At 70.5% G+C, this 25,390-nt stretch carries 20 protein-coding genes; 6 read left to right on the plus strand and 14 right to left on the minus strand.

Going from position 1 to position 25,390, the window contains the following annotated elements; translation table 11 throughout:
• Window positions 1-124: 124 nt before the first annotated feature.
• The 8 genes from ACSMXX_RS22115 to ACSMXX_RS22150 form a co-directional block, all read right to left on the minus strand.
• The gene (locus ACSMXX_RS22115) at window positions 125-748 is read right to left on the minus strand and encodes a helix-turn-helix transcriptional regulator (protein WP_473180435.1); all 624 of its coding nucleotides are present in this window, start codon (window positions 746-748) and stop codon (window positions 125-127) included.
• A gap of 307 nt (window positions 749-1,055) precedes the next feature.
• Window positions 1,056-1,928, minus strand: coding sequence for an iron uptake transporter permease EfeU (gene efeU, locus ACSMXX_RS22120; RefSeq protein ID WP_473180436.1), 873 nt, complete (start codon window positions 1,926-1,928; stop codon window positions 1,056-1,058).
• A 48-nt stretch (window positions 1,929-1,976) separates the two neighbouring features.
• Window positions 1,977-3,317 carry an iron uptake transporter deferrochelatase/peroxidase subunit gene (gene efeB, locus ACSMXX_RS22125; RefSeq protein ID WP_473180437.1) on the minus strand — a complete coding sequence of 447 codons (1,341 nt, stop codon included), beginning with the start codon at window positions 3,315-3,317 and terminating at the stop codon, window positions 1,977-1,979.
• A gap of 9 nt (window positions 3,318-3,326) precedes the next feature.
• Window positions 3,327-4,469, minus strand: coding sequence for an iron uptake system protein EfeO (gene efeO, locus ACSMXX_RS22130; RefSeq protein WP_473180438.1), 1,143 nt, complete (start codon window positions 4,467-4,469; stop codon window positions 3,327-3,329).
• A gap of 143 nt (window positions 4,470-4,612) precedes the next feature.
• Window positions 4,613-6,859, minus strand: coding sequence for a xanthine dehydrogenase family protein molybdopterin-binding subunit (locus tag ACSMXX_RS22135; protein ID WP_473180439.1), 2,247 nt, complete (start codon window positions 6,857-6,859; stop codon window positions 4,613-4,615).
• Window positions 6,856-7,851 (minus strand): FAD binding domain-containing protein, encoded by a 996-nt coding sequence (locus ACSMXX_RS22140; RefSeq protein ID WP_473180440.1) that lies wholly within the window; start codon window positions 7,849-7,851, stop codon window positions 6,856-6,858. Before ACSMXX_RS22140 ends, ACSMXX_RS22135 begins: the two co-directional genes overlap by 4 nt.
• Before the next feature lie 72 nt (window positions 7,852-7,923).
• Window positions 7,924-8,451: a (2Fe-2S)-binding protein gene (locus ACSMXX_RS22145; protein ID WP_473180441.1), complete on the minus strand. Its 528-nt coding sequence runs from the start codon at window positions 8,449-8,451 to the stop codon at window positions 7,924-7,926.
• A gap of 143 nt (window positions 8,452-8,594) precedes the next feature.
• Entirely contained in the window at window positions 8,595-9,359 is a 765-nt protein-coding gene (locus tag ACSMXX_RS22150) for an IclR family transcriptional regulator (RefSeq protein WP_473180442.1), read from the minus strand.
• Between the two features lie 109 nt (window positions 9,360-9,468).
• On the opposite strand from ACSMXX_RS22150, the gene ACSMXX_RS22155 reads away from it, so the two are divergent.
• The 6 genes from ACSMXX_RS22155 to ACSMXX_RS22180 all read left to right on the plus strand — a co-directional run bounded on the left by ACSMXX_RS22155 (window position 9,469) and on the right by ACSMXX_RS22180 (window position 16,102).
• The gene (locus ACSMXX_RS22155; protein WP_473180443.1) at window positions 9,469-10,563 is read left to right on the plus strand and encodes a zinc-dependent alcohol dehydrogenase; all 1,095 of its coding nucleotides are present in this window, start codon (window positions 9,469-9,471) and stop codon (window positions 10,561-10,563) included.
• Window positions 10,560-11,747, plus strand: a complete 1,188-nt coding sequence (gene rhmD / locus ACSMXX_RS22160) for an L-rhamnonate dehydratase (protein ID WP_473180444.1) — start codon at window positions 10,560-10,562, stop codon at window positions 11,745-11,747. The genes ACSMXX_RS22155 and rhmD overlap by 4 nt, the downstream gene beginning before the upstream one ends.
• Before the next feature lie 156 nt (window positions 11,748-11,903).
• A complete protein-coding gene (locus ACSMXX_RS22165; RefSeq protein ID WP_473184908.1) occupies window positions 11,904-12,701 on the plus strand; it encodes an SAM-dependent methyltransferase in 798 nt (265 codons plus the stop codon).
• Window positions 12,702-12,803: 102 nt separating this feature from the next.
• Window positions 12,804-14,255, plus strand: coding sequence for a glutamate decarboxylase (gene gad, locus ACSMXX_RS22170; protein ID WP_473180445.1), 1,452 nt, complete (start codon window positions 12,804-12,806; stop codon window positions 14,253-14,255).
• A 105-nt stretch (window positions 14,256-14,360) separates the two neighbouring features.
• On the plus strand, window positions 14,361-15,353 hold the full coding sequence (gene ku, locus ACSMXX_RS22175) for a non-homologous end joining protein Ku (protein WP_473180446.1): 993 nt from the start codon (window positions 14,361-14,363) through the stop codon (window positions 15,351-15,353).
• A gap of 158 nt (window positions 15,354-15,511) precedes the next feature.
• A complete protein-coding gene (locus ACSMXX_RS22180; RefSeq protein ID WP_473180447.1) occupies window positions 15,512-16,102 on the plus strand; it encodes a class I SAM-dependent DNA methyltransferase in 591 nt (196 codons plus the stop codon).
• 34 nt (window positions 16,103-16,136) lie between these two features.
• On the opposite strand, the gene qcrB is transcribed toward ACSMXX_RS22180, so the two are convergent.
• The 6 genes from qcrB to ACSMXX_RS22210 form a co-directional block, all read right to left on the minus strand.
• Window positions 16,137-17,711 (minus strand): cytochrome bc1 complex cytochrome b subunit, encoded by a 1,575-nt coding sequence (gene qcrB, locus ACSMXX_RS22185; protein WP_473180448.1) that lies wholly within the window; start codon window positions 17,709-17,711, stop codon window positions 16,137-16,139.
• Window positions 17,712-17,746: 35 nt separating this feature from the next.
• Complete coding sequence (ctaF, locus tag ACSMXX_RS22190; protein WP_473180449.1) at window positions 17,747-18,130, minus strand: aa3-type cytochrome oxidase subunit IV; 384 nt, start codon at window positions 18,128-18,130, stop codon at window positions 17,747-17,749.
• A complete protein-coding gene (gene ctaD / locus ACSMXX_RS22195; protein WP_473180450.1) occupies window positions 18,127-19,791 on the minus strand; it encodes an aa3-type cytochrome oxidase subunit I in 1,665 nt (554 codons plus the stop codon). Before ctaD ends, ctaF begins: the two co-directional genes overlap by 4 nt.
• A gap of 354 nt (window positions 19,792-20,145) precedes the next feature.
• Window positions 20,146-22,698, minus strand: a complete 2,553-nt coding sequence (locus ACSMXX_RS22200; RefSeq protein ID WP_473180451.1) for a beta-galactosidase — start codon at window positions 22,696-22,698, stop codon at window positions 20,146-20,148.
• 138 nt (window positions 22,699-22,836) lie between these two features.
• Window positions 22,837-23,808 (minus strand): formylglycine-generating enzyme family protein, encoded by a 972-nt coding sequence (locus ACSMXX_RS22205; protein ID WP_473180452.1) that lies wholly within the window; start codon window positions 23,806-23,808, stop codon window positions 22,837-22,839.
• Window positions 23,805-25,253: a sulfatase family protein gene (locus ACSMXX_RS22210; RefSeq protein WP_473180453.1), complete on the minus strand. Its 1,449-nt coding sequence runs from the start codon at window positions 25,251-25,253 to the stop codon at window positions 23,805-23,807. The genes ACSMXX_RS22205 and ACSMXX_RS22210 overlap by 4 nt, the downstream gene beginning before the upstream one ends.
• Window positions 25,254-25,390 lie beyond the last annotated feature (137 nt).

A 25,390-nucleotide genomic window follows, 5' to 3' on the forward strand; every position in this document is an offset into this window, starting at 1 on the left:
TTGTCCCCTGATGGCGCAGAGAACAAGTAATGTCCGTGCGCACGGTGATGTCAAGGGTGCGCCTGGTCACGGTTGGAATCCGGACGGCCCGGCCGGAAGGCTGCACGGCCGGGCCACCCGGAAGTCAGAGCCAGCCCCTTTTGCTGGCGATGCAGGCGGCGTCGAAGCGGTTCCGGCCGCCCAGCTTCTTGATCGCGCTGGAAGTCACATTCCGTACGGTGCCGGGGGAGAGGAAGAGTTCCGCTGCTATTTCCCGCACGGGAGCTCCGCCCGCCGTGAGCCGGAGCACTTCCTTTTCTCTGGTGCTGAGCGATCTGCCGTTGCACGCCGGCCGGCGGATCAGTGCCGTGTCGATCGGACCGCCCGTACGCTGGGCTGAGGGATTGCCCGCATTGGCGGCGACGAGCCCCCGTATCGCATTCACCAGCTGCGGCAGAGCCGCATTGTCCGGCACGATGCTCAGTAATCCGGGGGCCGCCGCCTGCTGCCGCTTGGCGGGGTTGCCCGGGCCGGCGCCGATGACGGCGATACGGCACCGGGGAACCGCGGTCCGCAATTCGTCGGCCAGGCAGCGTCCGCCGCGGCCCGTCGTGTTCGTGCCCAGCACGGTCACCGCGGGAAGGAGCCGGAGAACGGCCGGGACTATTTCCCTGCTGTTGTTCACGTTCGCCACGACATCGAAATCTTGAACAAGATTGAGCGTCGCCGCGATGGCTTCCGAGTAAAGACGTCTCTCGTCACCGATCACAATACGAGTATTCATCTCGACAAAGCCCCCGCTTCGGCTTCACAGGTCATCGCCCAACGCTCGTACAGAACCATGCCTCAACTGCCGTGGTCAATGGCCGCATGGCTCGCCAACTGCCCGAGTGGGGCGTGGTTCTGTATGTATGACCGTTTTGGAGAAGAAGTTTTGAGCGGGCGTTGAGGTTTCAGTTGTCAATACCACTGAAACTCGCGAGAGGCTCCGGGAGCGGGCTTTGTGAAGATCGGAATGCGGAGACGCCGGTCCCGCGGGAACTGCATTCCCCGCGGGATCGGCGTCAATCCGAATCTCAGCGGACCCCGGTCCGCCGGCCGCTTCCGCTGCCGGCCTGCCGGGCGGCCTCACCGGTCGTGCGCTCCCCCGACGGTTCGGTCCTGCGCAGGAAGAGGAAGAGCACGGGCACCACGTAGAGCACCCACACGCACGCCTGCACGACCGTCGGATCCGGCTGGAAGTTGACCGTGCCCTTCAGCAGGATGCCGTACCAACTGTCGGCGGGAACCGCCGAACTGACGTCGAACGCCTTGTTCTCCAGGCCGCCGAGGAACCGGGCCTCCTGAAGGTCGTGGACTCCGTAGGCGAGGACGCCCGCCGCCACGACGATCAGCAGTCCGCCCGTCCACGTGAAGAACTTGGCCAGATTGATCCTCAGCGCGCCCCGGTAGAACAGCCAGCCCATCACGACCGCGGTGACGATGCCCAGCAGCGCACCCACCAGCGGCTTCGCGCCGTCCCCGGCGGCGTCCACCGACCTCCACACGAACAGCGACGTCTCGATGCCCTCACGCCCCACGGCGAGGAACGCGGTCGCCACGAGAGCCCCCGTGCCCATCGCGAGAGCCGCGTCGAGCTTGCCCTCCAGCTCCGCCTTCAGATGGCGGGCCGTGCGCCGCATCCAGAAGACCATCCACGTCACCAGGGCGACGGCGGCAATGGAGAGTGAGCCGCCGATCGCCTCCTGAGCGGTGAACGTCAGCTCCTGCGTGCCGAATTGAAGACCCGCACCGAATGCCAGACTCACGCCCACGGCGATGCCGACGCCCGTCCAGACGGGCGGAAGCTTCGCCTTGTTGTCCGTCTTGACGAGATAGGCGACGAGGATGCACACGACCAGGCTGGCCTCCAGCCCTTCGCGCAGACCGATCAAGTAGTTGGCGAACACGCCGGTTTCCTTCCGTGTACGAAACGGGTGCGGTCAGGAGCAGCTCGGTCAGGAGAACAACTCCCGGGCCCACCAGTCGCCGTCGTCGCGGACCCCCGGCGGCACCGCGAACACCGCTGAACCCACGTGCTGGATGTACTCGTTGAGCTCGGTGTCGTCGCGGGCGAGGTGCCGCTGCAGCGGGATGAAGCCTTCCCGCACGTCACGCTGGTACGCGATGAAGAACAGTCCCGCCTCCAGGCGGCCCAGACCGTCCGTACCGTCGGTGAAGTTGTAGCCGCGGCGCAGGATGCGGATGCCGTTGTTGGAGTCCGGATGCGCCAGCTTCACGTGTGCCACGGGCGCCATCGCGGAGAGCCGCACCGGGTCGCGTTCGCGGCGGCGGCCCGCCGGAGCGCCTTCGCCCTTGCTGCGGCCGATCATCATCTCCTGCTCGGCCAGCGAAGTACGGTCCCAGATCTCGATGTTCATCCGGATCCGGCGTGCCACGAGATACGAGCCGCCCGCCATCCACTGCGGCCCGTCCTTCGGCCCTGCCCACACGTGCCGCCGCAGCGCGGCCTCGTCGTCGCCGGAGATGTTGCGGGTGCCGTCCTTGAAGCCGAAGAGATTGCGCGGCGTCAGCGCACCCGGCGTCGTGGAGGAAGTCTTCCCGAAGCCGAGCTGCGACCAGCGGACGGCCACCTTGCCGAAGCCGATGCGCGCCAGATTGCGGACGGCGTGCACCGCGACCTGCGGGTCGTCCGCGCACGCCTGTACGCACAGATCGCCGCCGCCGCGCTTCTCGTCGAGGTCGTCGCCGGGGAAGTGGGGCAGGGCCTCCAGCGCCTCGGGCCTCCGCTTCCCGATTCCGAAGCGGTCCTCGCCCTTGTCGTTCTCGAAGAGGGACGGACCGATGCCGAAGGTGAGCGTGAGCCGCGAGGGCTCCAGACCCAGTGCCTCGCCCGTGTCGTCCGGCGGCGCCTCGGCGGGGCCGCCGACCGCTCCCGTGCCGACGGTCTCGCCCGCGGTCATCCGGGCCGCCGCGCGCGTCCACCGCTGCAGAAGATCCGCCAACTCCGCACGGTCGTCCGTGAGTACGTCGAACGCCGCGAAGTGCAGCCGGTCCTGAACGGCCGTGGCGATGCCCGCCTGGTGTTCGCCGTGGAAGGGCACCGCCTTGGCGGAGTCCGCAGCGACGGGCCCGGCGTCGCTCCCGTACTCCAGCGCCGCGGCCGTGCCGCCGGCGGTGGCCGCTCCCAGCGCCAGTCCGGCGCCGCCCCAGCCGAGCAGCGCGCGGCGCCCGGGGTGTGCGGTGCGCTGCTCCCGGGGCTGCTCGGGCCGGTCTGCCGGCTGCTGCTCGGGCTCGGGCTGGTCTGCCGACTGCTGGTCGGACTCCTCCGCTGTCATCGCCGGCCCTCAGGAAGCAACGGCCGCGGCGGCGAGCCGTGAGAGCGGTTCGGCCAGCGAGTTCACGCCGTCCGAGAGCTTCTTGCGCTCGCTCTTGCCGACGGTGTCGTACGAGACGAACCCGTCGCCCTCGCGGTGTCCGTCCAGCAGCTTGCCGATCGCGGCGAACTCCCTGTCCAGATCCTTCGCCAGCTCCGGGTCCTTCTTGGCCGCCACCGGCTTGAGCAGCTCGTACGCCTTCTCCGCGCCCTCCACGTTGGCCTCGAAGTCGACCAGGTCGGTGTGGCTGTAGCGCTCCTCCTCGCCGGTGACCTTGCCGGTGGCCACCTCGTCGAGGAGTTCCTTGGCGCCGTTGGCCATGCTGGTGGGGGTGATCTCGGCCTTGCCGACGCGGTCGCGCCAGTCCTTGAGGTCCTTCATCAGGCGGTCCGCGAGCTTCTTGTCCTCAGCGGAGATCTTCTTCTCCTCCCACAGGGACTTCTCCAGCTTGTGCCAGCCCGTCCACTTCTGGCCCTCCTCCAGGCCGTCCACACGCACGTCGACCTTGGGGTCGATGTCGCCGAAGGACTCCGCGACGGGCTCGGTGCGCTCCCATCCGATGCGGGAGGTGGCGTACTGCTTCTTGGCGGCCGCGACGTCACCGTCCTTGACCGCGTCCGCGAACTTCTGCGCCGCGGGCACCGTCTCGTCGGCCTGCTTCTGTACGTACGTGCGGTACGCGGCGACCGCGGCGTCCAGCTTCGGATCCCGCTCGGCGGTCGCCCCCTTGCCGCTGGCGGTGACCTTCTGGCGGATGCCGTCGCCCTTCATGCCGGGCTTGCAGGCGATCTCGTACTTGCCGGCCTTGATCTCGGTGGTGATCTGGGCCTTGGTGCCGGGGCCGATGTTCTCCCGCTCGGTCACGATGCGGTCGCCGGGCGCGTAGACGTAGACCTCGGTGACCTTGGAGCCCTTGTTCTCGACGTCGAGACGGACCTGCCCCGCGGGGAACTCGGTCTCCGAGACCTTGCACGCGGAGTCGTCCGCGGTGACCTGCACCCCGCCGTCCCCGCCGGCCTTCGTCTTCTCCGCGCAACCGGTCAGAGCGGCGGCGGCCAGAAGAGGAACGGCCGCGCCGGCTATGAGAGTTCGGCTTCGGGCGGAGGCGGACATGCGGACTCCCTGGGGCTGACGGACCGGACCGGACGACGGCGCACGCGGCGCCATGAGGCGGGCCCATTAAAGCAAGGCTTACCTAAGTCGTGAAGATGTGCGTGTGTGGAACGGCCCACAAAGGATGACCGAATGGCGTCCCGTCAGCCGATGACGTCCTCGATGGTGATCGGCATCTTGCGGATGCGGCGGCCCGTTGCGTGGTGAACGGCGTTGGCGATGGCGGCGTTCGCGCCGACCTGGCCGATCTCGCCGACGCCCTTCACCCCGAGCGGATTGACGACCCGGTCCTCGACCTCGACGAGCTCGACCGTGACGTCGGGGGCGTCGGCGTTCACCGCGATCAGGTAGTCGCCCAGGCTGCCGGCGGCCCAGCGGCCGGTGCGCGGGTCCATGTGGTTGGCCTCCAGCAGGGCCTGCCCGAGTCCCCAGAGCATGCCGCCCATCAACTGGCTGTGCACCGTACGGGTGTTGAGCACCCGGCCCGGTGCGAAGGCGCCCGTCATGCGCCGCACCCGTACCGTCCCCAGGTCCGGATCGACGGCGACCTCCGCGAACTGCGCGCCGAAGGTGAGCATTCCGTACGGGGTGTCGAGACCGGGCGGGTTCCAGGTGCCCGAGGCCTCGGCATCCGGGCGGTGGTTGCGCTGCAGCAGATCCGCGTACGTTTCGGAGGAGGGCGCGGCCTCGGTGGACGTGCCGGCCGTCATCGCCCCGTCCCGTACGGTGACTTCGGACGGGTCGGCGCCGTGCAGCGGTGAACCGCCGTCCGCGACGGCCTCCCTGACGAGCTGGTCGCGCAGCGCCGTCGCGGCGGTGTGCACCGCGGCGCTGATCATCCCGGCGCCCGCCGATCCGACGGCGGCGGCGATGCCCGGGAAGTCGGTGTCGCCCTTCTCGAAGCGGCAGCGCTCCACGGGCACGCCGAGCGCGTCCGCCGCGACCTGCGCCATCACGGTCGCGACTCCGGTGCCGAACTCCGGGGTCGCGGCCTGCACGACGACGCTGCCGTCCGCGTAAATGCGCGCCCTGGCACGCTGCGGGGTACCGGGCGGCGGTGCCGGATAGCCGGCGGCGGCCATGCCCGTGCCGATCAGCCAGTTCCCCTCGCGCCGGGAGCGGGGCTCGGGGTCGCGGTCGTACCAGCGGAAGCGTGCCGCCCCGCGCTCGTAGCACTCCTTCAGGCCGTTGCTGGACCACGGATTGCCGGAGACGGGGTCGCTGTCCGCGAAGTTGCGCAGCCGCAGTTCGATCGGGTCGAGGCCGGTCAGCTCGGCGAGTTCGTCCATGGCGCATTCGAGGGCGAACATGCCGGAGGAGTCGCCGGGGCCGCGCATGAAGGTGGGCGTCATGGTGTTGGCGCGGATGAGCCGGTACACGCCCTCGTAGTTCGGACAGGCGTACATCTGCGCGGCCGAGCTGAGGGAGGGCTCGGCCCAGTCGTCGAAGTGCGAGGTGGGGGAGAGCTTGTGGTGGCGCAGCGCGGTGAGCCGGCCGTCGTCCGTGGCGCCGAGGGTGATGTGCTGCTCCTGCTCCTCGCGGTGGCCGCAGGAGGTGAACATCTGCTCGCGCGTGAGCGCGAGTTTGACGGGACGGCCCACCTCGCGTGCGGCCAGCGCCGCGAGCGCGGGATGGTGCCAGATCATGGCCTTGCAGCCGAAGCTCCCGCCCACGTAGTGGCTGAGGACGCGGATCTTCGACAGCGGAACGCCGAGGAGCGCGGCCACCGTGAGCTGGGTCGCGTTGACGCCCTGGGTGCCGTCGTGGAGGAGCAGTTCGTCTCCGTTCCACATCGCCGTGGTGCCCGAAGTCTCCAGCGGATTGTGGTTGTTGGCGGCGAAGGTGTACGTGCCCTCGATCACGGTGTCGGCCTTCTCCAGCCCCGCCTCGATGTCGCCGCGTGCGCTGCGTCCGGGCAGGAAGCCCGCGAAGATCGCTTCGGGCTCGTACGCCTGGTCACGGCCCTGCTCGATGGTGGTGAGCGGCTGGGACTCCTCGTACTCGACGCGCAGCAGCGCGGCCGCGTGCTGCGCCCGCTCGTGGGTGTCCGCGACGACGAGGGCGACGGCCTGGCCCCCGTAGTGCACGGTCTCGTCCTGCATGGGGAAGAAGGTCTCACCGGGCGCGGGACCGCCGAAGAGGGACGGGACGAGCGGAGGCTGCGCGGCGATCCTCGGCAGGTTCTCGTGGGTGAGCACGGCGAGGACGCCGGGCTCCTCCCACGTGGCCGACGCGTCGACGGCGGTGATGCGTCCGGCGGCGATGCGCGCCCCGACGAGGCAGGCGTGCGCCATGCCGGTGGCGGGGATCTCGGTGGGGTAGCGCGCCGAGCCGGTGACCTTCGCGTGGCCGTCGACGCGGGCGAGCGGCTGTCCGATCGCGGTGGTCATGACGTTCTCCCGTTCGCCGTGAGGGTTTCCAGGACGCGTACGATCACGCGCTGCGCGAGTTCGGCCTTGAAGGCGTTGTGTGCGGTGGGGTTCGCGTCGGCCAGCTCCATGCGGGCGGCCTCGGTGAAGCTCTCCCGCCCGGCCGCCGCGCCCAGCAGTACGCCCTCGGCCCGGTGGGCACGCCACGGCTTGGTGGCCACGCCGCCCAGCGCCAGCCGTACGTCCGCGATCGTGCCGTCGACGAGGGAGAGCGCGCACGCGGCGGAGACCAGCGCGAACTCGTAGCTCTCGCGGTCACGGACCTTCAGATACAGCGAGCGGCGGGCGACCGGCGCGGACGGCACCTCGATCGCGGTGATCAGTTCGCCGTGCTCCAACGGGTGCTCGCGGTGCGGGGTGTGGCCCGGTGTCAGGAAGAAGTCGTCGATGCCGTAGGTCTGTTCACCACGTGAGCCGTGGGTGTGGACGCGTGCGTCGAGGGCGGCGAGGGCGACCGCCACGTCCGAGGGGTGCGTGGCGATGCAGTGCTCGCTCGTCCCGAGCAGCGCGTGGCCGCGGCTGAATCCCTCGATGGCCGAGCATCCGGTGCCGGGTTCCCGCCTGTTGCAGGGGGAGACGGCGTCGCGGTAGTAGGGGCAGCGCACCCGCTGCATCAGGTTGCCGCCCATGGAGGCCATGTTGCGCAGCTGCGGCGACGCCCCCGACTCCAGGGCCTCGGCGATGACCGGGAACCTCTCCCGTACGAGCGGGGAGGCGGCCACCTCGCTCATGCGGGCCAGGGCCCCGATGCGCAGACCGCCGTCGGGTGCCTGGTCGACGCCGGTCAGCGGCAGGCCGTTGATGTCGACGAGGCGCCGGGGGGTGAGGACGTTCTGCCGGAGCAGGTCGATCTCGGTGGTGCCGCCCGCGAGGAAGTCGCTCGTGGGATCGGAGCTGACGGTCGTGATCGCGCCGGCCGCGTCGGCGGCGCGGGAGTAGGTGATGAGCCGCACGGGACGTACTCCGTTCTCGGGCTGCGGGTTGCTCTGGCCGGGGGGTTGTTGGGTCCCTGGGTTGCCAGGTCCCTAGGTGCCGTCGCGGACGGCCCGGACCGCGGCCCGGATGTGGGGATAGGCGGCGCAGCGGCAGAGGTTGCCGCTCATCCATTCCTTGATCTCGTCGTCGTCACCGGTGCGGCCCTCGGCCGTCAGCGCCACGGCGGACATGATCTGGCCGGGGGTGCAGTAGCCGCACTGGAAGGCGTCCTCGGCGATGAACGCCCGTTGCATGGGGTGCAGTTCGCCGTCAGGGCCGGCCAGCCCCTCGATCGTGGTGATCTCGCTGCCCTCGCAGGAGAGCGCCAGCGTGAGGCAGGCCAGGACGCGGCGTCCGTCCACCCATACGGTGCACGCCCCGCAGGCGCCCTGGTCGCAGCCCTTCTTGGGGCCCGTCAGATCGAGGTGTTCGCGCAGCGCGTCGAGAAGACTGACCCGGGGCTCGATCTCCAGCCTTCGCTCGGTCCCGTTGACCGAGAGGGCGACGGGCACCGGCCCCGGGCCGCGCTCCTCCAGACCCGGGCCCCGCTCGGTGAGCGAGGGGCCGCGTACGGACATGTACACCTCCGGAAGATCTCTGACAGGAGTCACTGGAATCCGTCACTGGAATCCTTACGAAGGGCTCATATTAGGGCAAATCACCCTAATGGGACTCCACCGCGGCCTCGGCGCAGCCGCTGCCCCGGTCAGCCGCCGGTCAGTCAGCCGCCGGTCAGCCGCTGGAGCCGCCCGGCTGTCGCGCGCAGCAGTTTCAGATGGGCGCGGGCCCGCTCGTCGTCGCAGCGGAAGGCGGGCATCGACACCGACATCGCGGCGACGGCCCGCCCGCCGGGGCCGTGCACCGGTACGGCCACGCAGCGGCAGCCCTCGACGTACTCCTCGCGGTCCTCGGCGAATCCGTCCTCGCGGACCTTCTCCAGCACGTCCATCAGCGCATCGACGTCCGTCACGGTGCGGCCGGTCAGCCGGGGCAGCTCCTCGGCGGTCAGCCGGCGCCTCGCCTCGGCGGGGGAGAGGCCGGCCAGCAGCATCTTGCCCACGCCCGTCGCGTGCGCGTGGAGGCGGGAGCCGACGTGCGAGACGAGCTTCATCGGACGGGGCGAGTGTGCGATGGCGATGTAGACGTTGTGGATGCCTTCGAGGCGCGCCAGTTGGACGGTCTCGCCGCTCTCGGCGGCCAGCTCCTCCATCAGCGGGCGTGCGTGCCGTTCGAGGTCGCCGTGGCCGGAGTAGGCCTGGCTGAGCCGCCAGGCGCTCAGGCCGAGGCCGTAGCGCCGCGTCTCCTCGTCGAACTCCAGGTAGTTGCGGGCGGCGAGCGTCGCCAGCAGTCCGTGTGCGCTGGAGCGCGGAAGGCCGAGGCAGGACGTGACGTCGGTGAAGCGGACCGGGCCGCGGTCGGCGACGAGGTCGAGGATGGCCAGCACCCTGTCCGCGGACTTCACCGCGCTCACCTGCTGACCGGTCACCGTGTCCTACCTCGCTCTTGACAGCGCCGTGGGCTGTCACGTCACATGTCGAATTCCGGATGAGGAACTGTAGTTCATGTAGGAGAACTCATCAAGTGGGGTCCGTCTGATGCGCGCGCTCGTGATGAAAGGGAACTGGCAGCTTGAGGTCGAGGAGCTGCCGGAGCCGAGTCCTGGGCCGGGGGAGGTCGCGGTGTCGGTCGTCGCCACCGGCATCTGCGGGTCCGACCTCCATGGCTTCACCGGCGAGAACGGCCGCCGCTTTCCCGGGCAGGTCATGGGGCACGAGACGGTCGGACGCGTGACCGCGCTCGGCGACGGAGTGCAGGAGGCAGGCGGAGCGGCAGCCGTCGGGCAGACGGTGACGGTCAACCCCGTCATCTCCTGCGGGGAATGCGGGAGTTGCGGGGAGGGAGCGCAGCAGCGCTGCCCGTCCCGGCGCGTCATCGGAGTGGACCCGGCGCTGCGTTCGGCCTTCGCCGAGACCATGACGGTGCCCGCGGCCAACATCGTCGTACTCCCCGGCGACATGCCCGTGGAGTACGGGGCGCTGATCGAGCCGCTCGCCGTCGGCCACCACGCCGCCGTACGGGGCGAGTGCGCCGCCGGCGACCGTGTCCTGGTGACCGGCGGCGGTCCCATCGGGCAGGCCGCGGCGCTGGGCGCCCTGCGGCTCGGTGCCGAGCGGATCGTGGTCAGCGAACCGCACGCGGGACGCCGTGCCCTGCTGGGCGGGCTGGGCTTTGCGACCGTGGACCCGCATGCAGGTGAACTCGACGCGGCTGTACGGGAGTTGCTCGGCGGAAGGCCCACGCTGGCCCTCGACGCGGTGGGCGCCGAGGAGACGGTGGCTAACGCGCTGGAGATCACGGAGCTGGGCGCGCGGATCGTGCTCGTCGGGATGCACGAACCCCGCCCGTCGGTCCCGGCGTACGCGTTGAGCACGGGCGAGCGCGTACTCGTCGGCAGTTTCTGCTACTCCGCCGACGAGTTCGCACGGACCGCCGAGTGGGTCGCCGCGACCGGCCTCGATCTGTCCGTACTCATCGAGGGACGCGTCTCCCTCACCGGCGCCCCCGGCGCCTTCACCGCCCTCGCGAGTGGCGAGAACCAGGCGAGCAAGGTGCTCGTACTCCCCCTGGGCCTGCGGCCCGGGAGGTGCCCCCAGCACGGCGGTGCCGACTGCAAGGAGGCCGCACAGTGAATTCCCCCGCGACCCGCATCCGCCACCTGCGTGCCTTCACCGTCGACGCGCAGGGCGGGGCCGACTACCACGACCAGCCCGAGGGCCACTGGATCGACGACCACATCGCCACGCCGATGTCCGTCTATCCCGAATACCGGCGCAGCCGCCGGAGTTTCGGGATCGACGTGCTCGGTTCGCTCGTCGTCGAGGCGGAGGCCGAGGACGGCACGACCGGCTTCGCCGTCACCACGGGCGGCGACCCCGCTGCGTGGATCATCGAGAACCATCTCGCCCGCTTCGTCGAGGGCGCCCGCGCCTGCGACCTGGAGCGGATCTGGGACCAGATGTACCGGTCCACCCTCTTCTACGGACGCAAGGGCCTCGTGCTCAACGCCATCAGCGGCGTCGACCTCGCCCTGTGGGACCTGCTGGGATGCCTGCGCGAGCAGCCCATCTGCGACATGCTCGGCGGCCCTGTCCGCGATGAGCAGGTCTTCTACGCCACGACAGCGCGACCCGACCTGGCCGAGGCCATGGGCTTCATCGGGGGCAAGGTGCCGCTGCGGCACGGTCCCGCCGAGGGCGAGGAGGGGCTGCGCGCCAACGTCGAAGTGATGCGCACGATGCGCGAGAGGGTGAGCGACGACTTCTTCCTCGCCTGCGACTGCTGGATGTCGATGGACGTCCCGTACGCCACGCGCCTCGGCCACCGCCTCGACGGGCTCGGCGTGCGCTGGATCGAGGAGGCGCTGCCGCCCGACGACTACTGGGGCTACGCGGAACTGCGCCGCAACCTCCCGGCGGGCATGCTCACTTCGACGGGGGAGCACGAGGCGGGGCGGCTCGGCTTCCGGATGCTGCTGGAGATGGGCTGCGCGGACATCGTCCAGCCCGACGTGGGGTGGTGCGGCGGGCTAACGGAGCTGCTGAAGATCGCGGCGCTCGCCGACGCGCACGGCAAGCTCGTGGTGCCGCACGGATCGAGCGTGTACTCGTACCACTTCGTGATCACCCGTCACAACAGCCCCTTCGCCGAGTTCCTGATGATGGCGCCGGAGGCCGACGAGGTCGTGCCCATGTTCAGCCCGCTGCTCCTGGACGAGCCGGTGCCCTCCGGCGGGCGGCTCACCCTTCCCGGTACTCCCGGGTTCGGCGTACGCCTCAACCCCGAGTGCGCGCTGCGCCGGCCGTACACGCACTGACGCGCCGGGTGCCGCCGGTGTGAGAGGGCCGGCAGCCGGGGAGCCTTTCCGGACGCGGCGGGTGCTGCGTACGGGGCAGTGGCGAAGGAGAGGCTGCTGGTGGGGCACGAGAGCACGGCCGGTTCAGGCAGTCCGGGGGATCCCGGCGATCTGAAGATGGACCGGCCGCACATCGCTCGCGTCTACGACTACTACCTGGGCGGCAAGACCAACTACGAGGCGGACCGGGACGCCGGAGACCGGGTGCTCGCCGCCTGGCCCGGCGCGCGCACCGCCGCCCGCACCAACAGGGCCTTCATGCACCGCGCGGCCCGGATGCTCGCCCGCGAGCTGGGCCTCGACCAGTTCCTGGACATCGGTACGGGCATACCGACCGAGCCGAATCTGCATCAGATCGTGCAGGGCGAGAACCCGCGCGCCCGCGTCGTGTACGTCGACAACGACCCCCTTGTGCTGGCGCACGCCCGGGCGCTGATGAACAGCACGCCGGAAGGGCGTACGGCCTATGTGCACGCCGACTTCACCGAGCCGGACTCCGTCCTCCTGGCGCCGGAGCTGACGCGGACGCTGGACGCGGGCCGTCCCGTCGCGCTGAGCGTGCTGGCGCTGCTGCACTTCGTGCTCGACGAGGACGGTGCGTACGGCATCGTGCGGCGGTTCGTCGACGCGCTGCCGTCCGGATCGGCGCTCGTCCTGACCCACGGCACGGGCGAGTTCGCGCCCGAGGCGATGGACAGGGCCGGGCGTGTCTACACGGACACCGTGGCGCGGGCGCAGACGCGCGGCAGGGAGGAGTTCGCCCGCTTCTTCGACGGCCTCGAACTCGTCGATCCGGGCATCGAGGTACCGCACCGCTGGCACCCGCACCGGCAGACGGATGCGTGCATCGGCAGTTCGCGGGACGTCGCGGACGCCGAGGTCGGGCTCTGGGCCGGGCTGGCCGTCAAGCCGTGAGCACGGGGCCCGACCGGCGCAGCCCGGGAGGCCGGACGGCCCGGGGGCCCGTAGGTTCGCGGCAGAGGGGGGTTGCTACCGCCGCCCGGGAGGCACTGACAGATGTCGCTGCACAAGGGCCGGCCCGACACGGGCACCGACACCGACACCGGCCCCAGGGACCGCCCCCGTGAGGACCCGGGAGCGGTGTCCGTCAATCCCTTCTACGGCGAGGCCGACCCCGTCAGCGGAATGACCACGGAGCCGCCGAGCCACCGGCTCGCCGACGGTCCCATGGCGCCCGACGCGGCCCGTCAGCTCGTGCACGACGAGCTGATGCTGGACGGCAACTCCCGCCTGAACCTCGCGACCTTCGTCACGACGTGGATGGAGCCGCAGGCGGACGAGATCATGGCCCTGTGCCGGGACAAGAACATGATCGACAAGGACGAGTATCCGCGCACCGCCGAACTGGAGCGGCGCTGTGTCGCGATGCTCGCCGATCTGTGGAACGCCCCGGACCCCTCCTCGGCGGTCGGATGCTCCACGACCGGATCCAGCGAGGCGTGCATGCTCGCCGGCATGGCCCTCAAGCGCCGCTGGGCCCGCCGGGTGGGCGAGCGCCGTCCCGCGGCGGCACGGCCCAATCTGGTGATGGGCGCCAACGTCCAGGTGTGCTGGGAGAAGTTCTGCAACTTCTGGGAGGTCGAGGCCCGCCAGGTCCCCCTGGAGGGCGAGCGCTTCCACCTCGATCCGCAGGCGGCCGCGGAGCTGTGCGACGAGAACACCATCGGCGTCGTGACCGTGCTCGGCTCCACCTTCGACGGGTCGTACGAGCCGGTCGCCGAGGTGTGCGCGGAGCTCGACGCCCTCCAGGAGCGGACGGGACTCGACGTACCCGTGCACGTGGACGGCGCGTCCGGCGCGATGATCGCGCCCTTCCTCGACGAGGACCTGGTGTGGGACTTCCGGCTGCCGCGCGTCGCCTCGGTCAACACCTCCGGCCACAAGTACGGCCTGGTCTACCCCGGCGTCGGCTGGGCACTGTGGCGCTCGCCCGAGACGCTGCCGGAGGAACTCGTCTTCCGCGTGAACTACCTCGGCGGCGACATGCCGACCTTCGCGCTGAACTTCTCCCGCCCCGGCGCACAGGTCGCCGCGCAGTACTACACCTTCCTGCGGCTGGGCCGCCGCGGCTTCCGCGCCGTGCAGCAGACGGCGCGCGAGGTGGCCCGGTCGCTGGCCGCGCGGATCGGGGACACGGAGGACTTCCGGCTGCTGACTCACGGTGACCAGCTGCCCGTCTTCGCGTTCACGACCGCGCCGGACGCGACCGGCTACGACGTCTACGACGTCTCACGGCGGCTGCGCGAACGGGGCTGGCTGGTGCCCGCGTACACCTTCCCGCCGAACCGCCAGGATCTGTCCGTACTGCGGATCGTGTGCCGGAACGGCTTCACGGCGGACCTCGCAGATCTGTTCATGGACGATCTGTCGGCGCTGCTGCCCGAACTGCGCAGCCAGAGCGGCCCGTTGGGACGCCCCGAGGCTGTCGCCACGGCCTTCCACCACTGAGCGCGCGCGGGCGGGGCGTCACCGGGCCCAGGGGCGGGGCGTGAACCGCGGTGACGCGGATACCCGCCGCTGGAGCGGTCCCGGCAGGAGAGGAGGGCGAGGACATTGGCCCGCCCGATATGGAGCGGAGTGATCACCTTCGGACTGGTGACCGTCCCCGTGCAGCTCTTCGCGGCCGTCCAGGACCATGCCGTCCACTTCCACCAGCTGCAGCGCGGCACAGGCGACCGGGTGCGCAACCGGCGCGTCAACGAGCGCACCGGCAAGCGCGTCGATTACGACGACGTCGTCAAGGGCTACGACGCGGGCGACGGGGAGCACGTCGTCGTCGAGCCGGAGGAGCTGGACGAGATCGCGCCGGGCAGGTCGCAGGTCATCGAGGTGAGCGGGTTCGTCGCACTGGACGAGGTGGAGCCCGCGTTCTTCAGCGGCACCTACTACCTGGCGCCCAGGAGCGAGGAGTACGCCAGGGTCTACCGGCTGCTGCGCACCGCACTGGCCGAGTCCCGCAAGGCGGGTGTGGCGACCTTCGTGATGCACGCCCGTGAGTACCTGGTCGCGCTGCGCGCCCAGGACGACGTACTCGAGCTGCACACCCTGCACTGGGCCGACGAGATCCGCGATCCGCGCCGGGAGATCCCCCGGCTGCCCGGGCGCGAGCAGGCCGGCGGCAAGGAGCTGGAGAGCGCGCGGCAGCTCATCGACGCGATGACGACCACGTGGCGTCCCGAGGACTTCGAGGACACCTACGAGAAGAAGGTGCGGCAGCTCGTCGAGGCCAAGCGCGACGGCAAGGAGACCGCCCGGGGGGAGGAGCCCCCCGAACCCACCAACGTGGTCGACCTGGAGGACGCTCTGCGGCGCAGCGTCGAGCGGGAAGGCTCGCGGAAGGAGTCCCGGACGCCATCCGGGGCCCCGTCCCGGTCCGGACCGCGCTCCGGCAGCCGTGACGGCACCCGCCGGCTGTCCGATCTGAGCAAGCGGGACCTGTACGAGCGCGCCACGGACGAGGACGTCCAGGGCCGCTCCCGGATGAACCGGCAGCAGCTCATCCGCGCCCTGAGCGACCGGTACGCAAGCACAAGGGCGGCCTCCTGACTGGACGGGCCCGACACCCGGCGGCGCACCGTGGTCCACTGGCCCACCGGCCCACCGGCGGAGATGCACCTTTCGTCACATGATGCGAAGCTCTGGGGAGAACCCGCCGTGCGTCTGCCGGGGGGAGGATCCGGCTGAGCACGCGAGGTGGTCCTGCGATGAACACTCCCAGCGCATACTTCGAGCAGCTCTACAGCGACTCGGCCGACCCGTGGGGCCTCACCGGGCAGTGGTATGTGCAGCGCAAGTACGACCACACCCTCGCCGCGCTCACCCGGCGCCACTACCGCACCGCGTTCGAACCCGGCTGCTCCGTCGGCCTCCTCACCGCCGCGCTGGCCGAGCGCTGCGGCACCCTTCTGGCCACCGACCGGGTGGCCGCCGCCGCCGAGCTCACCGCCGACCGCACCCGCCACCTGCCGAACGTACTGGTGCGGCAGCTGGCGATCCCCGACGAGTGGCCCGAGGGACGCTTCGAGCTGATCGTGCTCTCCGAGCTCCTCTACTACTTCGACGACCGGACGCTGCGCGAGGTGCTGCACCGGACGGCCGAAGCCCTCGAACCGGGCGGCACCCTCGTCACCGTGCACGGGAATCACCCCGCTCCCGAGCACCACCGCACGGGCCGCACCCTCGCGCCCGTACTCAGCGCGATCCCCGGCCTGACGCTGCAGACCGACTGCCGCGACCCGGACTTCACGCTGCACGTGCTGGAACGGCCGGACGCTGCGGGCGCCCGCAGCGGGTGACGGAGCGGGTGACGGGAGGGGGCGATGCGGGGCTTCACCCGACGCGGTCGGAGAAGTACCAGCGGCTCAGGGCCGTGCGCAGCCGCTGCACGCGCCCGGCCCGCTGCCCGTCCGCGTCGCGCCCCGGTGCCGGTTCCAGAGGGCGGGGCGCTTCGCGCATCAGCAGCGTGTAGCGCTCGCCGGCCGGCAGGGGACGGTGCCCGGGCTCCATGCCGCCCTCGATGGTCTGCCGTACCTCGCCCGTTTCGGCGCCCTCGCGGAGACGTTCGAGCTCGTGGGCGCGCAGCGCCACGCACAGCCGCCGCGTGACCATGAACGCGACGACCGGCGCCAGCACGAGCGCCACCCGGAAGGTCCAGGTGAGCCCGTTGAGGGAGACCTGGAAGAGCGTCGCGATCACATCGTTGCCCCCGGCCAGCAGCAGCACGGCGTAGAAGGTGATGCCGGCGACCCCCGTGGCCGTACGGGCGGGCCTCTCGCGCGGCCGGTCGCACAGGTGGTGCTCGCGGTCGTCGCCGGTCAGCCACCTCTCCAGGAACGGATAGAGGTAGATGCCGGTGAAGAGCAGGCCGGGGAGGATCACCGTGGGGACCAGGATGTTCCACATGAAGGTGTGGCCCCACACCGTCGTCTCGAACGGCGGCATCAGACGCAGCGAGCCTTCGAGGAAGCCCACGTACCAGTCGGGCTGCGAGCCGGTGCTGACCTGGTCGGTGCGGTAAGGGCCGTAGGCCCAGACCGGGTTGATCTGCGCCACGCCGCCGAGCACGGTCATCAGGCCGAAGAGCATCAGCTGCAGTCCGGTGGACTTGGCCGTGAACTGGGGGAACATCGGCTGTCCCACGACGTTCTTGTCCGTCCTGCCGGGTCCGCCCCACTGCGTGTGCTTCAGGTACACGACGAGGATCAGGTGGAGCACGACCAGGCCGACGAGGAGCGCCGGGATGAGGAGGATGTGCACCGTGTAGAGGCGCGGGATGATCTCCGTACCTGGGTACTCGCCGCCGAAGAGGAAGAGGCTCAGATACGTGCCGATGACGGGGATCGAGAGCAGCAGGCTCTGCACGACCCGCAGTCCGGTGCCGGACAGCAGATCGTCGGGGAGCGAGTAGCCGCAGAATCCCTCGGCGATCGCCAGCACGAACAGAGTGACGCCGACGACCCAGTTGATCTCGCGCGGCTTGCGGAAGGCGCCCGTGAAGAAGACCCGCATCATGTGCACGCCGATCGCGGTGACGAACACCAGCGCCGCCCAGTGGTGCACCTGACGGATCAGCAGCCCGCCGCGCACGTCGAAGCTGATGCGCAGCGTGGAGTCGTAGGCCTCGGAGACCAGTTGGCCCCGCATCGGCTCGTACGAGCCGGTGTAGCGGACCTCCAGCTCGCCGGGATGGAAGAAGAAGGTGAGGAAGATGCCCGTCAGGATGAGCAGAACGAGGCTGTAGAGCGCCAGTTCACCGAGCAGGAACGACCAGTGGTCCGGGAACACCTTGCGCACGTACGAGCCGCCCTCGGCGGCCGGCAGCCGGTCGTCGAGGTACTTGAAGCCGCTCTTCGCGGCCCGGCCGGTCCTGACGCCGGGGCTCGTTCTCCTCCGCTGCGGGAGCATGCGCCGTCCTCCTCTCTCCTGCTGCTGCGAAGCGTTCAGCGGTCGTTGTGCTGGAAGACGAAGCCGGCGACGCCGGGCGCGACGATCCCGATCCCGATGAGGAAGAGCCACATTCCGTAGATCACGCCGAACCCGGCGACTGCCGTGCCGAGGGCGGTGAGGACGGGGTAGTAGCTGCGCGGCGGGAAGAACGCGACGGGACCGGCGCCCTCGCGCACGTCCGCGCCCGTACGGTCCTGCGCGCGCGAGCCGTGCCGCAGGTACTGGATCCACAGGAAGAAGGCGATGAGCGCGGACATCAGGAAGGAGACGAGCAGCGCGGTGTTCCCCGCCGTGTCCCGGGAGAAGGGCACATAGCAGGCGGAGACGACGGCGAAGAAGGTGGCCACGCCGGTGAAGAGGAGCGCCTCGGTCTTCATCGGATCTCCGGGTGGTGCAGGTCGAACGCGGGCGACTCGGAGCGGATGCGCGGCAGCGCCTCGAAGTTGTGCCGCGGCGGCGGGCAGGACGTCGCCCATTCCAGGGAGCGGCCCCAGCCCCAGGGGTCGTCCTGCGTGACGCGCTTTCCATGCCTGGACGTCCGCCACACGTTGTAGAGGAACGGCAGCGTGGACAGGCCGAGGAGGAAGGAGGAGGCGGACGAGAGGGTGTTGAGGACGGTGAAGCCGTCGGCGGCCAGATAGTCGGCGTAGCGGCGGGGCATCCCCTCCTCGCCGAGCCAGTGCTGTACGAGGAACGTGCCCTGGAAGCCGGTGAAGAGCGTCCAGAAGTGGATCTTCCCGAGGCGCTCGTCGAGCATCTTCCCCGTCATCTTCGGCCACCAGAAGTAGAAGCCGCCGAAGGTCGCGAAGACGATCGTGCCGAACAGCACGTAGTGCAGGTGCGCGACGATGAAATAGCTGTCGGTGAGATGGAAGTCCAGCGGCGGCGAGGCGATGAGAACTCCCGTCATGCCGCCGAGCAGGAACGTCACGAGGAAGCCGACGGCCCACAGCATCGGCGTCTCGAACGACAGCGATCCCTTCCGCATCGTCCCGATCCAGTTGAAGAACTTCACGCCCGTGGGTACCGCGATGAGGAACGACATCAGCGCGAAGAAGGGCAGCAGCACCGCGCCCGTCGCGAACATGTGGTGGGCCCAGACGACCGCCGACAGGCCCGTGATGGCGCAGGTAGCGGCGACCAGGCCGATGTATCCGAAGATCGGCTTCCGGCTGAAGACGGGGATGATCTCCGTGATGACGCCGAAGAACGGCAGCGCCACGATGTAGACCTCCGGATGCCCGAAGAACCAGAACAGGTGCTGCCAGAGAATCGCGCCGCCGTTGGCGGCGTCGAAGATGTGGGCGCCGAACTTCCGGTCCGCCTCCAGCGCCAGCAGGGCCGCCGTCAGCACCGGGAAGGCGAGCAGCGCCAGGATCGAGGTGAACAGCACGTTCCAGGTGAACAGCGGCATCCGGAAGACGGTCATACCGGGAGCGCGCAGGCAGACGATGGTGGTGATGAAGTTGACGGAGCCGAGGATCGTGCTCAGGCCCGCCACGGCGAGGCCCATCGTCCACAGATCGCCGCCCGAACCGGGCGAGAACGTCGCGCTGTTGAGCGGCGCGTAGGCGAACCAGCCGAAGGACGCGGAGCCCTCCGGGGTGAGGAAGCCGCTGAGGACCATCAGCCCGCCGAACAGGAACACCCAGTACGTGAACGCGTTCAGCCGGGGGAAGGCGACGTCCGGCGCGCCGATCTGCAGCGGCATGACGACGTTGGCGAATCCGGTGAACGTCGGCGTCGCGAACAGCAGCATCATGATCGTGCCGTGCGTGGTGAACAGCTCGTTGTACTGCTGCGCCGAGATCATCTGCAGCCCGGGGCGGGCCAGTTCGGCCCGCATCACCATCGCCATCAGACCTGCCGCGAGGAAGAACGCGAACGACGTGGCGAGATACATGTTGCCGATCACCTTGTGATCGGTGGTGCCGAGATACCCCAGCAGCCTCTTCCCGAGAGTGAGCCGCCGGCTCGCCGCCGGCGGCCGTGCCTCCGGCTCGTTCCGTACCGCCTCGTCCTCAGCCGCGGTGCCCACCGGCCGGCCTCCCCGCCCGAATCCCGCGGCGCCGGGTGCTGTGGCCGGGAAGGTTTGCCGGGAAGCTCGCGGCGTCCGGTGCATGGGGTCTCCCCAGGCCCGCAAGGGCCGAGGGGACGCATCGCAAGGCGGAGGATCGTCCTCGTACTGGGCGTACTCGGGCGACTCCGACAACGTAGCGAGGTGCCGTGCCGGGCGTCGCGAGCCGGTGAACCTTTCCGGTCGCAGCACCGGTTCCCCAAGAGGTGCGGTCCATGCTGGAACACCCTGAAGAAGGCGCCACGGCGCGGGAGGCTGCCACGCCGCTGGGCGGGGCCGGGTCACCCGGACGCGGGCCCGGGGACGGGACGGGCCTCAGCCCAGCGTGACCGTGAACTCCGGCCGCCGGACGCGCAGAACCGTACGGCCGTCCTCACGCGAGGACTTCGCGCCCTGGCACCTGGCTCCGCCGTCGACGGCGACGACGGAGTCCGTGCCGCCCACCGCGCGGAAGCTCACGCTGCCCTTCCCGATGCCGGTGATCTCGGCGGTGGCGTACGCGATGCGCCCACCGCCCGCCTCCAGGCCGAGCGGCAGCATCGCCCCGCTGCGCCCGGGGACGCGCAGCTTCTCGCCGCCGAAGAGCGCACGGCCCCGCTCGGAGACGGTGAACTCCTGGTCCAGCCCGGACGTCACGTTGAGGGCGTGCAGGAGGCGGCCGCCGCCGTCGGCGCGGGTGGTGAGCAGGAAGAGCCCGGGGTCGGTCGCGCTGTGGGTGATCGCCGGGGCGGCCCCGAGCGCCTTCAGCGCCCGTCGCCAGAAGTCCAGGTCGCAGCGGTAGTCGGTGGTGATGACGACCGCACGGCCCTTCCCGACGGGGACGTCGAAGCCGCAGCCCTTCCCGGTGGAGACCTCGCGCAGCACCGTCGCACCCTTGCCCGGGGTGCACAACTGCGCCTTCGGCACGCGGATTTCGGCACGGGGCGCCGCCCAGCCGTGCGAAGTCGCCGAGAGCCAGAAACGGTCCGCGTCGGTGAGGGTCTTGCCCACCCGCAGGCCCAGCGCGTCACGCAGCTCCGTACTCGGCTCGCCCGCCATGTCCTCCTCCGGGACCCGGCCGGAGAGCAGCAGCCTGCCGCCCGCCTCCAGATACCGGACGAGTTCGCGCTGCACCTTCGTCGCAAGGTTCTTGCCGGTCGCCAGCGCCAGTACGGGCGTACGGTCCGGGTCGAGGTGCCCGGACTGCAGATCCACGGCCCCGTAGCGGAAGCCGTTCAGCAGCATGGCGCGGGAGAGGGCGCCGCGCGGGCCGAAGCCGCGGATCTCCTCGATGTCGGCGAGTATCGCGTCGACGCTCGCGCGCTCTGGCGGGTGGTATTCCGTCAGATAGTGGTCGGGGACGAATCCCAGGGCCACGTCGTCGTACTCGGGCACCATGCCGGCCAGCGCGCCGGCCAGGCCGCCGACGGCGCGCACCGTCTCCTTCAGCGGCTCGTAGCTGAGGTTGCGCCGGCCCTCCGGGTCGACCGGGGCGGAGAAGCCGTGGCGTTCGCCGGTGATGCCGATGCGGTCGTTGCCGTCGCCGGCGGGCTCGTCCAGCTTCGGGTTGAAGCCGCCCGCGAACAGGTAGTAGTTGATCATTTTGACGCCCTGCGCCAGGCAGAGGCGCGTCTTCAGGTCACCGCTCTCGGCGTCCTCCTGGTTGTCCAGGTTGTCTCCGTAGTCGGCGTGCCCCGCGTCGAACTCCAGGGCGCTCAGCGGCTGGTGGGCGTCCTGGACCGACTCCGTGAAGGCGTTGACGAGGTAGAGGTCCGTGACGTTCTTGACGGTGAGGCCGCCGAGATAGAAGTCCGAGCCGGCGAAGATCCCGCTTGCGCCCGACCACGTCTCCATGAGCTGGCTGATGCCGATGGGGAACTTCCTCGCGCCGCCGTCCGAGGTGCCGTGGATGTTGATGAGGAACGGAATCCCCTTGAGCCCGTTGCCCTCCGCGGACTTGCGCAGTGCGCCGACGTAACGGGCGAAGCGGCCCCGCGTGAACGCACCCAGGTCGTGCATGAGGGCCGGCGCGTACGAGTCCTTCGGGGCGCGGATGGCGGCGTCCCGCTCGTCGGCGGGCTTGTCCGCGAAGGGATAGCGCTCGCCGAGATCCTCGCCGTAGGCCTCGTCCAGCCAGGAGTTGAACGCCTTGAGGGTGCCGTCCGTGAGCGCGGGGTGGTTGCTGACCCACGGCAGCATGCCGATCTCGTTGTCGAGCTGGCAGGCGATGACGCCGTGCCTGCCCTTGCGGTGCTTGCGCTTGGCGATCACCGGGATCACGGCGTCGTACCAGCGCCGCACCTCCTTGAGGTAGGCGGGCGCGAGATAGTCGACCGTCTGTGCGGTGTCCTTCTGTCCGTCCCAGCCCTTCGGCACGATCTCGGGGTGCTCCTCGCGCACGCGGTGCGGGACGCCCTCGCCCTTGAGTTCGGCCATCGTGAACGGGCCGGGGCGGGCGATGACATGGAAGCCGTTGTCGATGCACAGGTCCAGGAACGCGCCCAGGTCACGCTCCCCGCGGGTCTTCCCCGTGACGTCGATGGAGCCGTCCGCGGTCTCGTGCCACATCCAGGGGATGTACGTAGCGATGGTGTTGAGCCCGGCCTCCTTGGCCATGTCCAGGCGGGACTGCCAGTCGGAGCGCTTGAGGCGGAAGTAGTGGATCTCGCCCGCCAGTACGAGCACGGGCTCGCCGTCGATCAGCAGCCGCTTGCGGTCGTACGACACGGAGGGGCCCGCCTGCCGGTGCGGCGCGCCGGCCGGGGCTGCCGGGGTGGCCGCGTACGCGGGGCCGGCGAGCGGGCCGGTGCCGCCTGCCGCGCCGACGGCGATCGCCCCGGCGCCGCCGAGTACGGAGCGGCGGCGCATGTCTGCCGGATGTGACGTCATGACTGGCTCCGTGAGGTGAGGGCCTGAGGGCCGACGGCCGTGCGGTCCGGGAGTGGGGTTGGTGCGCCGAGACTGTATGCGCTTACAGGAAGCGCATACAAGAGGTCGGCGCTGAGCAGTTCGCGGCCCTCCGCGGCGTCACAGAGCGACCCGGAAACCGGTGTTGCCGGACGAGGAGTCGGGGGTGTTCGCCATGCGCGCCGAGGTGCGGTAGCGCCGGCAGTACGACTCGTGGCACAGGTGCGAACCGCCGCGCAGCGCCCGGGGGTCGGAGCCAGGGGCGAAGCCGGACCCGGAGCCGGGGCCCGGGGCGGAGTCGAAGGTGTCGGCTGTCCACTCCCAGACGTTGCCCGTCATGTTGAACAGGCCGTAACCGTTCGGCGGGAACGCGTCCACGGGGCACGTGCCGGCGTAGCCGTCGTCGGCGGTGTTGCGGTCGGGGAAGGAGCCGCGCCAGATGTTCATCCGGTACGTGCCCGACGGGTCCCGCTCCTCGCCCCACGGGTACGGCGCACCGCTCAGCCCGCCGCGCGCCCCGTACTCCCATTCGGCCTCGGTGGGCAGCCGCGTACCGGCCCAAGTGCAGTACGCCAGCGCGTCGTTGTGCGAAACGTGCACCACGGGGTGGTTCTCGCGGCCGTCCAGGTCCGACTGCGGGCCCTCCGGGTGCCGCCAGTCCGCCCCGTACACCTGACGCCACCAGGGCGCCGCGGCCGCCGCGCGGGTGGGCGGGAAGCCGTCCGGCAGGAAGCCTCCGAAGACGAAGGACCAGCCGAAGCGTTCGGCGTCGGTGCGGTGGCCGGTCGCCGCGGCGAAGTCCGCGAACTCGGCTGCGGTGACGGCGGTCGCCGCCAGCCGCAGCGGCGCGAGCGTCACCTCGCGTACGGGGCCCTCGCCGTCCGCCGGGTACGGGGAGTCGTCGCAGCCCATCAGGAAGGCGCCGCCGGGCAGTTCGCACCAGCCGCCGTGCGGTGCGGGCGGCGCCGGGGCTGTACGGGCTCCGCGACCGGCTCCGGCGTCGGGGGCCCCGGCGGCGGCGCCGGCCGCGCCGGCCGTCGTTGTGGCGGGGCGGTTCGGCCCGCAGCACGCCCGCCGTGATCCCGGACTCATGGCAGCGCACCCTCGGGCGTGTCCCCGCAGCTCTTCTGAAGGCTCGCGAGCTGCCCGGCCAACTCCTCCGCGACGGCGGCGTATTCGGGGTCGCCGTAGCGGTTGTGCAGCTCGTCCGGATCTCGTACGAGGTCGAAGAGCTCCCACTCCGGCTCGCGCCGCTGCGCACTCGCACCGGAGGCGCCTGAGCCGTGACCGGGGTAGCGGATCAGCTTGTGGGTGCGGGTGCGGATGCCGTAGCAGGCCTGCACGTTGTGGTCGTGGTCGAGGTGCATGTAGTAGCGGTAGTAGACCCCCGTGCGCCAGTCGCCGGGCGTCTCACCGCGCAGCAGCGGCAGGAGGCTGCGGCCCTGCATGCGCTCGGGCGGTGTGACTCCGGCGATGTCCAGCAGCGTCGGTGCGAAGTCCACGTTCGCCACCAGGTCTTCGTTCACCGAGCCGGGCGCGACGACGCCCGGCCAGCGCAGCACCAGCGGAATGCGCATGGAAGGTTCGTACATGAACCGCTTGTCGAACCAGCCGTGTTCACCGAGGAAGAAGCCGTGGTCGGAGGTGTAGGCGACGGCGGTGTCCTCCGCGAGCCCGGAGACGCCGAGGAAGTGCAGGACACGGCCGACGTTCTCGTCCAGCGCAGCGACGACCCGCAGATACTCCTTGATGTACCGCTGATACCGCCACTCGCGCTCCTCGCGTTCCGAAAGCCCTTCCGGCACGGGCTCCTTGAGGTCCTCCGGCACCAGGTCGGCCATCCCCAGCCGGGCCTCGTGCGCGGCCGTGGCGCGGTCGCGCAGATCGTCGTGCAGGGTCGGGGGAGCGGGGACGTCCTCGTCCGCGTAGAGATTCCGGTGGCGCTCGGCGGGCTCGAAGTGCCGGTGGGGCGCCTTGTGCTGGATGAGCAGGGCGAAGGGACGGCCCTTGTCGCGCCGGTCCAGCCAGTTCAGGGCCAGGTCGGTGATGACGTCGGTGACGTAGCCCTTGTACGTGCGCTCGCCGTCGGCGGTGAGGAACGCCGGATCGTTGTAGACGCCGTGCTCCGGCAGGATCTCCCAGTGGTCGAAGCCGCGCGGATCGCTCCGTCCGCCGTGGCCCAGGTGCCATTTGCCGATGATCGCGGTCTGATAGCCGGCCGCCTGCAGCATCTCGGGGAAGCTCGGCTGCGTCGCGTCGAAGGTGTGGTCCGGCCCTTCCAGCGAGGTCATGCCGTTGACGTGGCTGTAGGTGCCGGTCAGCAGGGTCGCGCGGGCCGGTGAGCAGATCGCGTTGGTGCAGAAGGCGTTGTCGAACCGCATTCCCCCGGCCGAGAGTTGATCCACGGCCGGGGTCCGGTTGATCACGCTGCCGTAGGCGCCGATGGCCGGCACGGCGTGGTCGTCCGTCATGAACAGCACGATGTTGGGGCGCACGTGCCTTTCAGCGGGCTGAGCGGGCTGCGCGGGCGGCGTCACGGAGTCCCTCCGGGTGGTGCTGTGCTGTGCGGTGGTGCTGTGCCGTGGTGCTGTGCCGTGGTGCGAGCCGGGACAGCGCCGGGGATGTGCCACCGACGCTGCCCCGGCGGTTCGTGGCCCCGGGGGCGGGGCGTGGC

The organism is Streptomyces sp. DSM 116795 (genome assembly GCF_055792905.1).

Coding starts and splice junctions, on each gene's coding strand:
- efeB (WP_473180437.1), bottom strand. CDS start 3,317: ATGACAGCGGAGGAGTCCGACCAGCAGTCGGCAGACCAGCCCGAGCCC.
- efeO (WP_473180438.1), bottom strand. CDS start 4,469: ATGTCCGCCTCCGCCCGAAGCCGAACTCTCATAGCCGGCGCGGCCGTT.
- ACSMXX_RS22135 (WP_473180439.1), bottom strand. CDS start 6,859: ATGACCACCGCGATCGGACAGCCGCTCGCCCGCGTCGACGGCCACGCG.
- ACSMXX_RS22145 (WP_473180441.1), bottom strand. CDS start 8,451: ATGTCCGTACGCGGCCCCTCGCTCACCGAGCGGGGCCCGGGTCTGGAG.
- ACSMXX_RS22155 (WP_473180443.1), top strand. CDS start 9,469: ATGCGCGCGCTCGTGATGAAAGGGAACTGGCAGCTTGAGGTCGAGGAG.
- ACSMXX_RS22165 (WP_473184908.1), top strand. CDS start 11,904: ATGGACCGGCCGCACATCGCTCGCGTCTACGACTACTACCTGGGCGGC.
- gad (WP_473180445.1), top strand. CDS start 12,804: ATGTCGCTGCACAAGGGCCGGCCCGACACGGGCACCGACACCGACACC.
- ACSMXX_RS22180 (WP_473180447.1), top strand. CDS start 15,512: ATGAACACTCCCAGCGCATACTTCGAGCAGCTCTACAGCGACTCGGCC.
- qcrB (WP_473180448.1), bottom strand. CDS start 17,711: ATGCTCCCGCAGCGGAGGAGAACGAGCCCCGGCGTCAGGACCGGCCGG.
- ctaF (WP_473180449.1), bottom strand. CDS start 18,130: ATGAAGACCGAGGCGCTCCTCTTCACCGGCGTGGCCACCTTCTTCGCC.
- ACSMXX_RS22200 (WP_473180451.1), bottom strand. CDS start 22,698: ATGACGTCACATCCGGCAGACATGCGCCGCCGCTCCGTACTCGGCGGC.
- ACSMXX_RS22205 (WP_473180452.1), bottom strand. CDS start 23,808: ATGAGTCCGGGATCACGGCGGGCGTGCTGCGGGCCGAACCGCCCCGCC.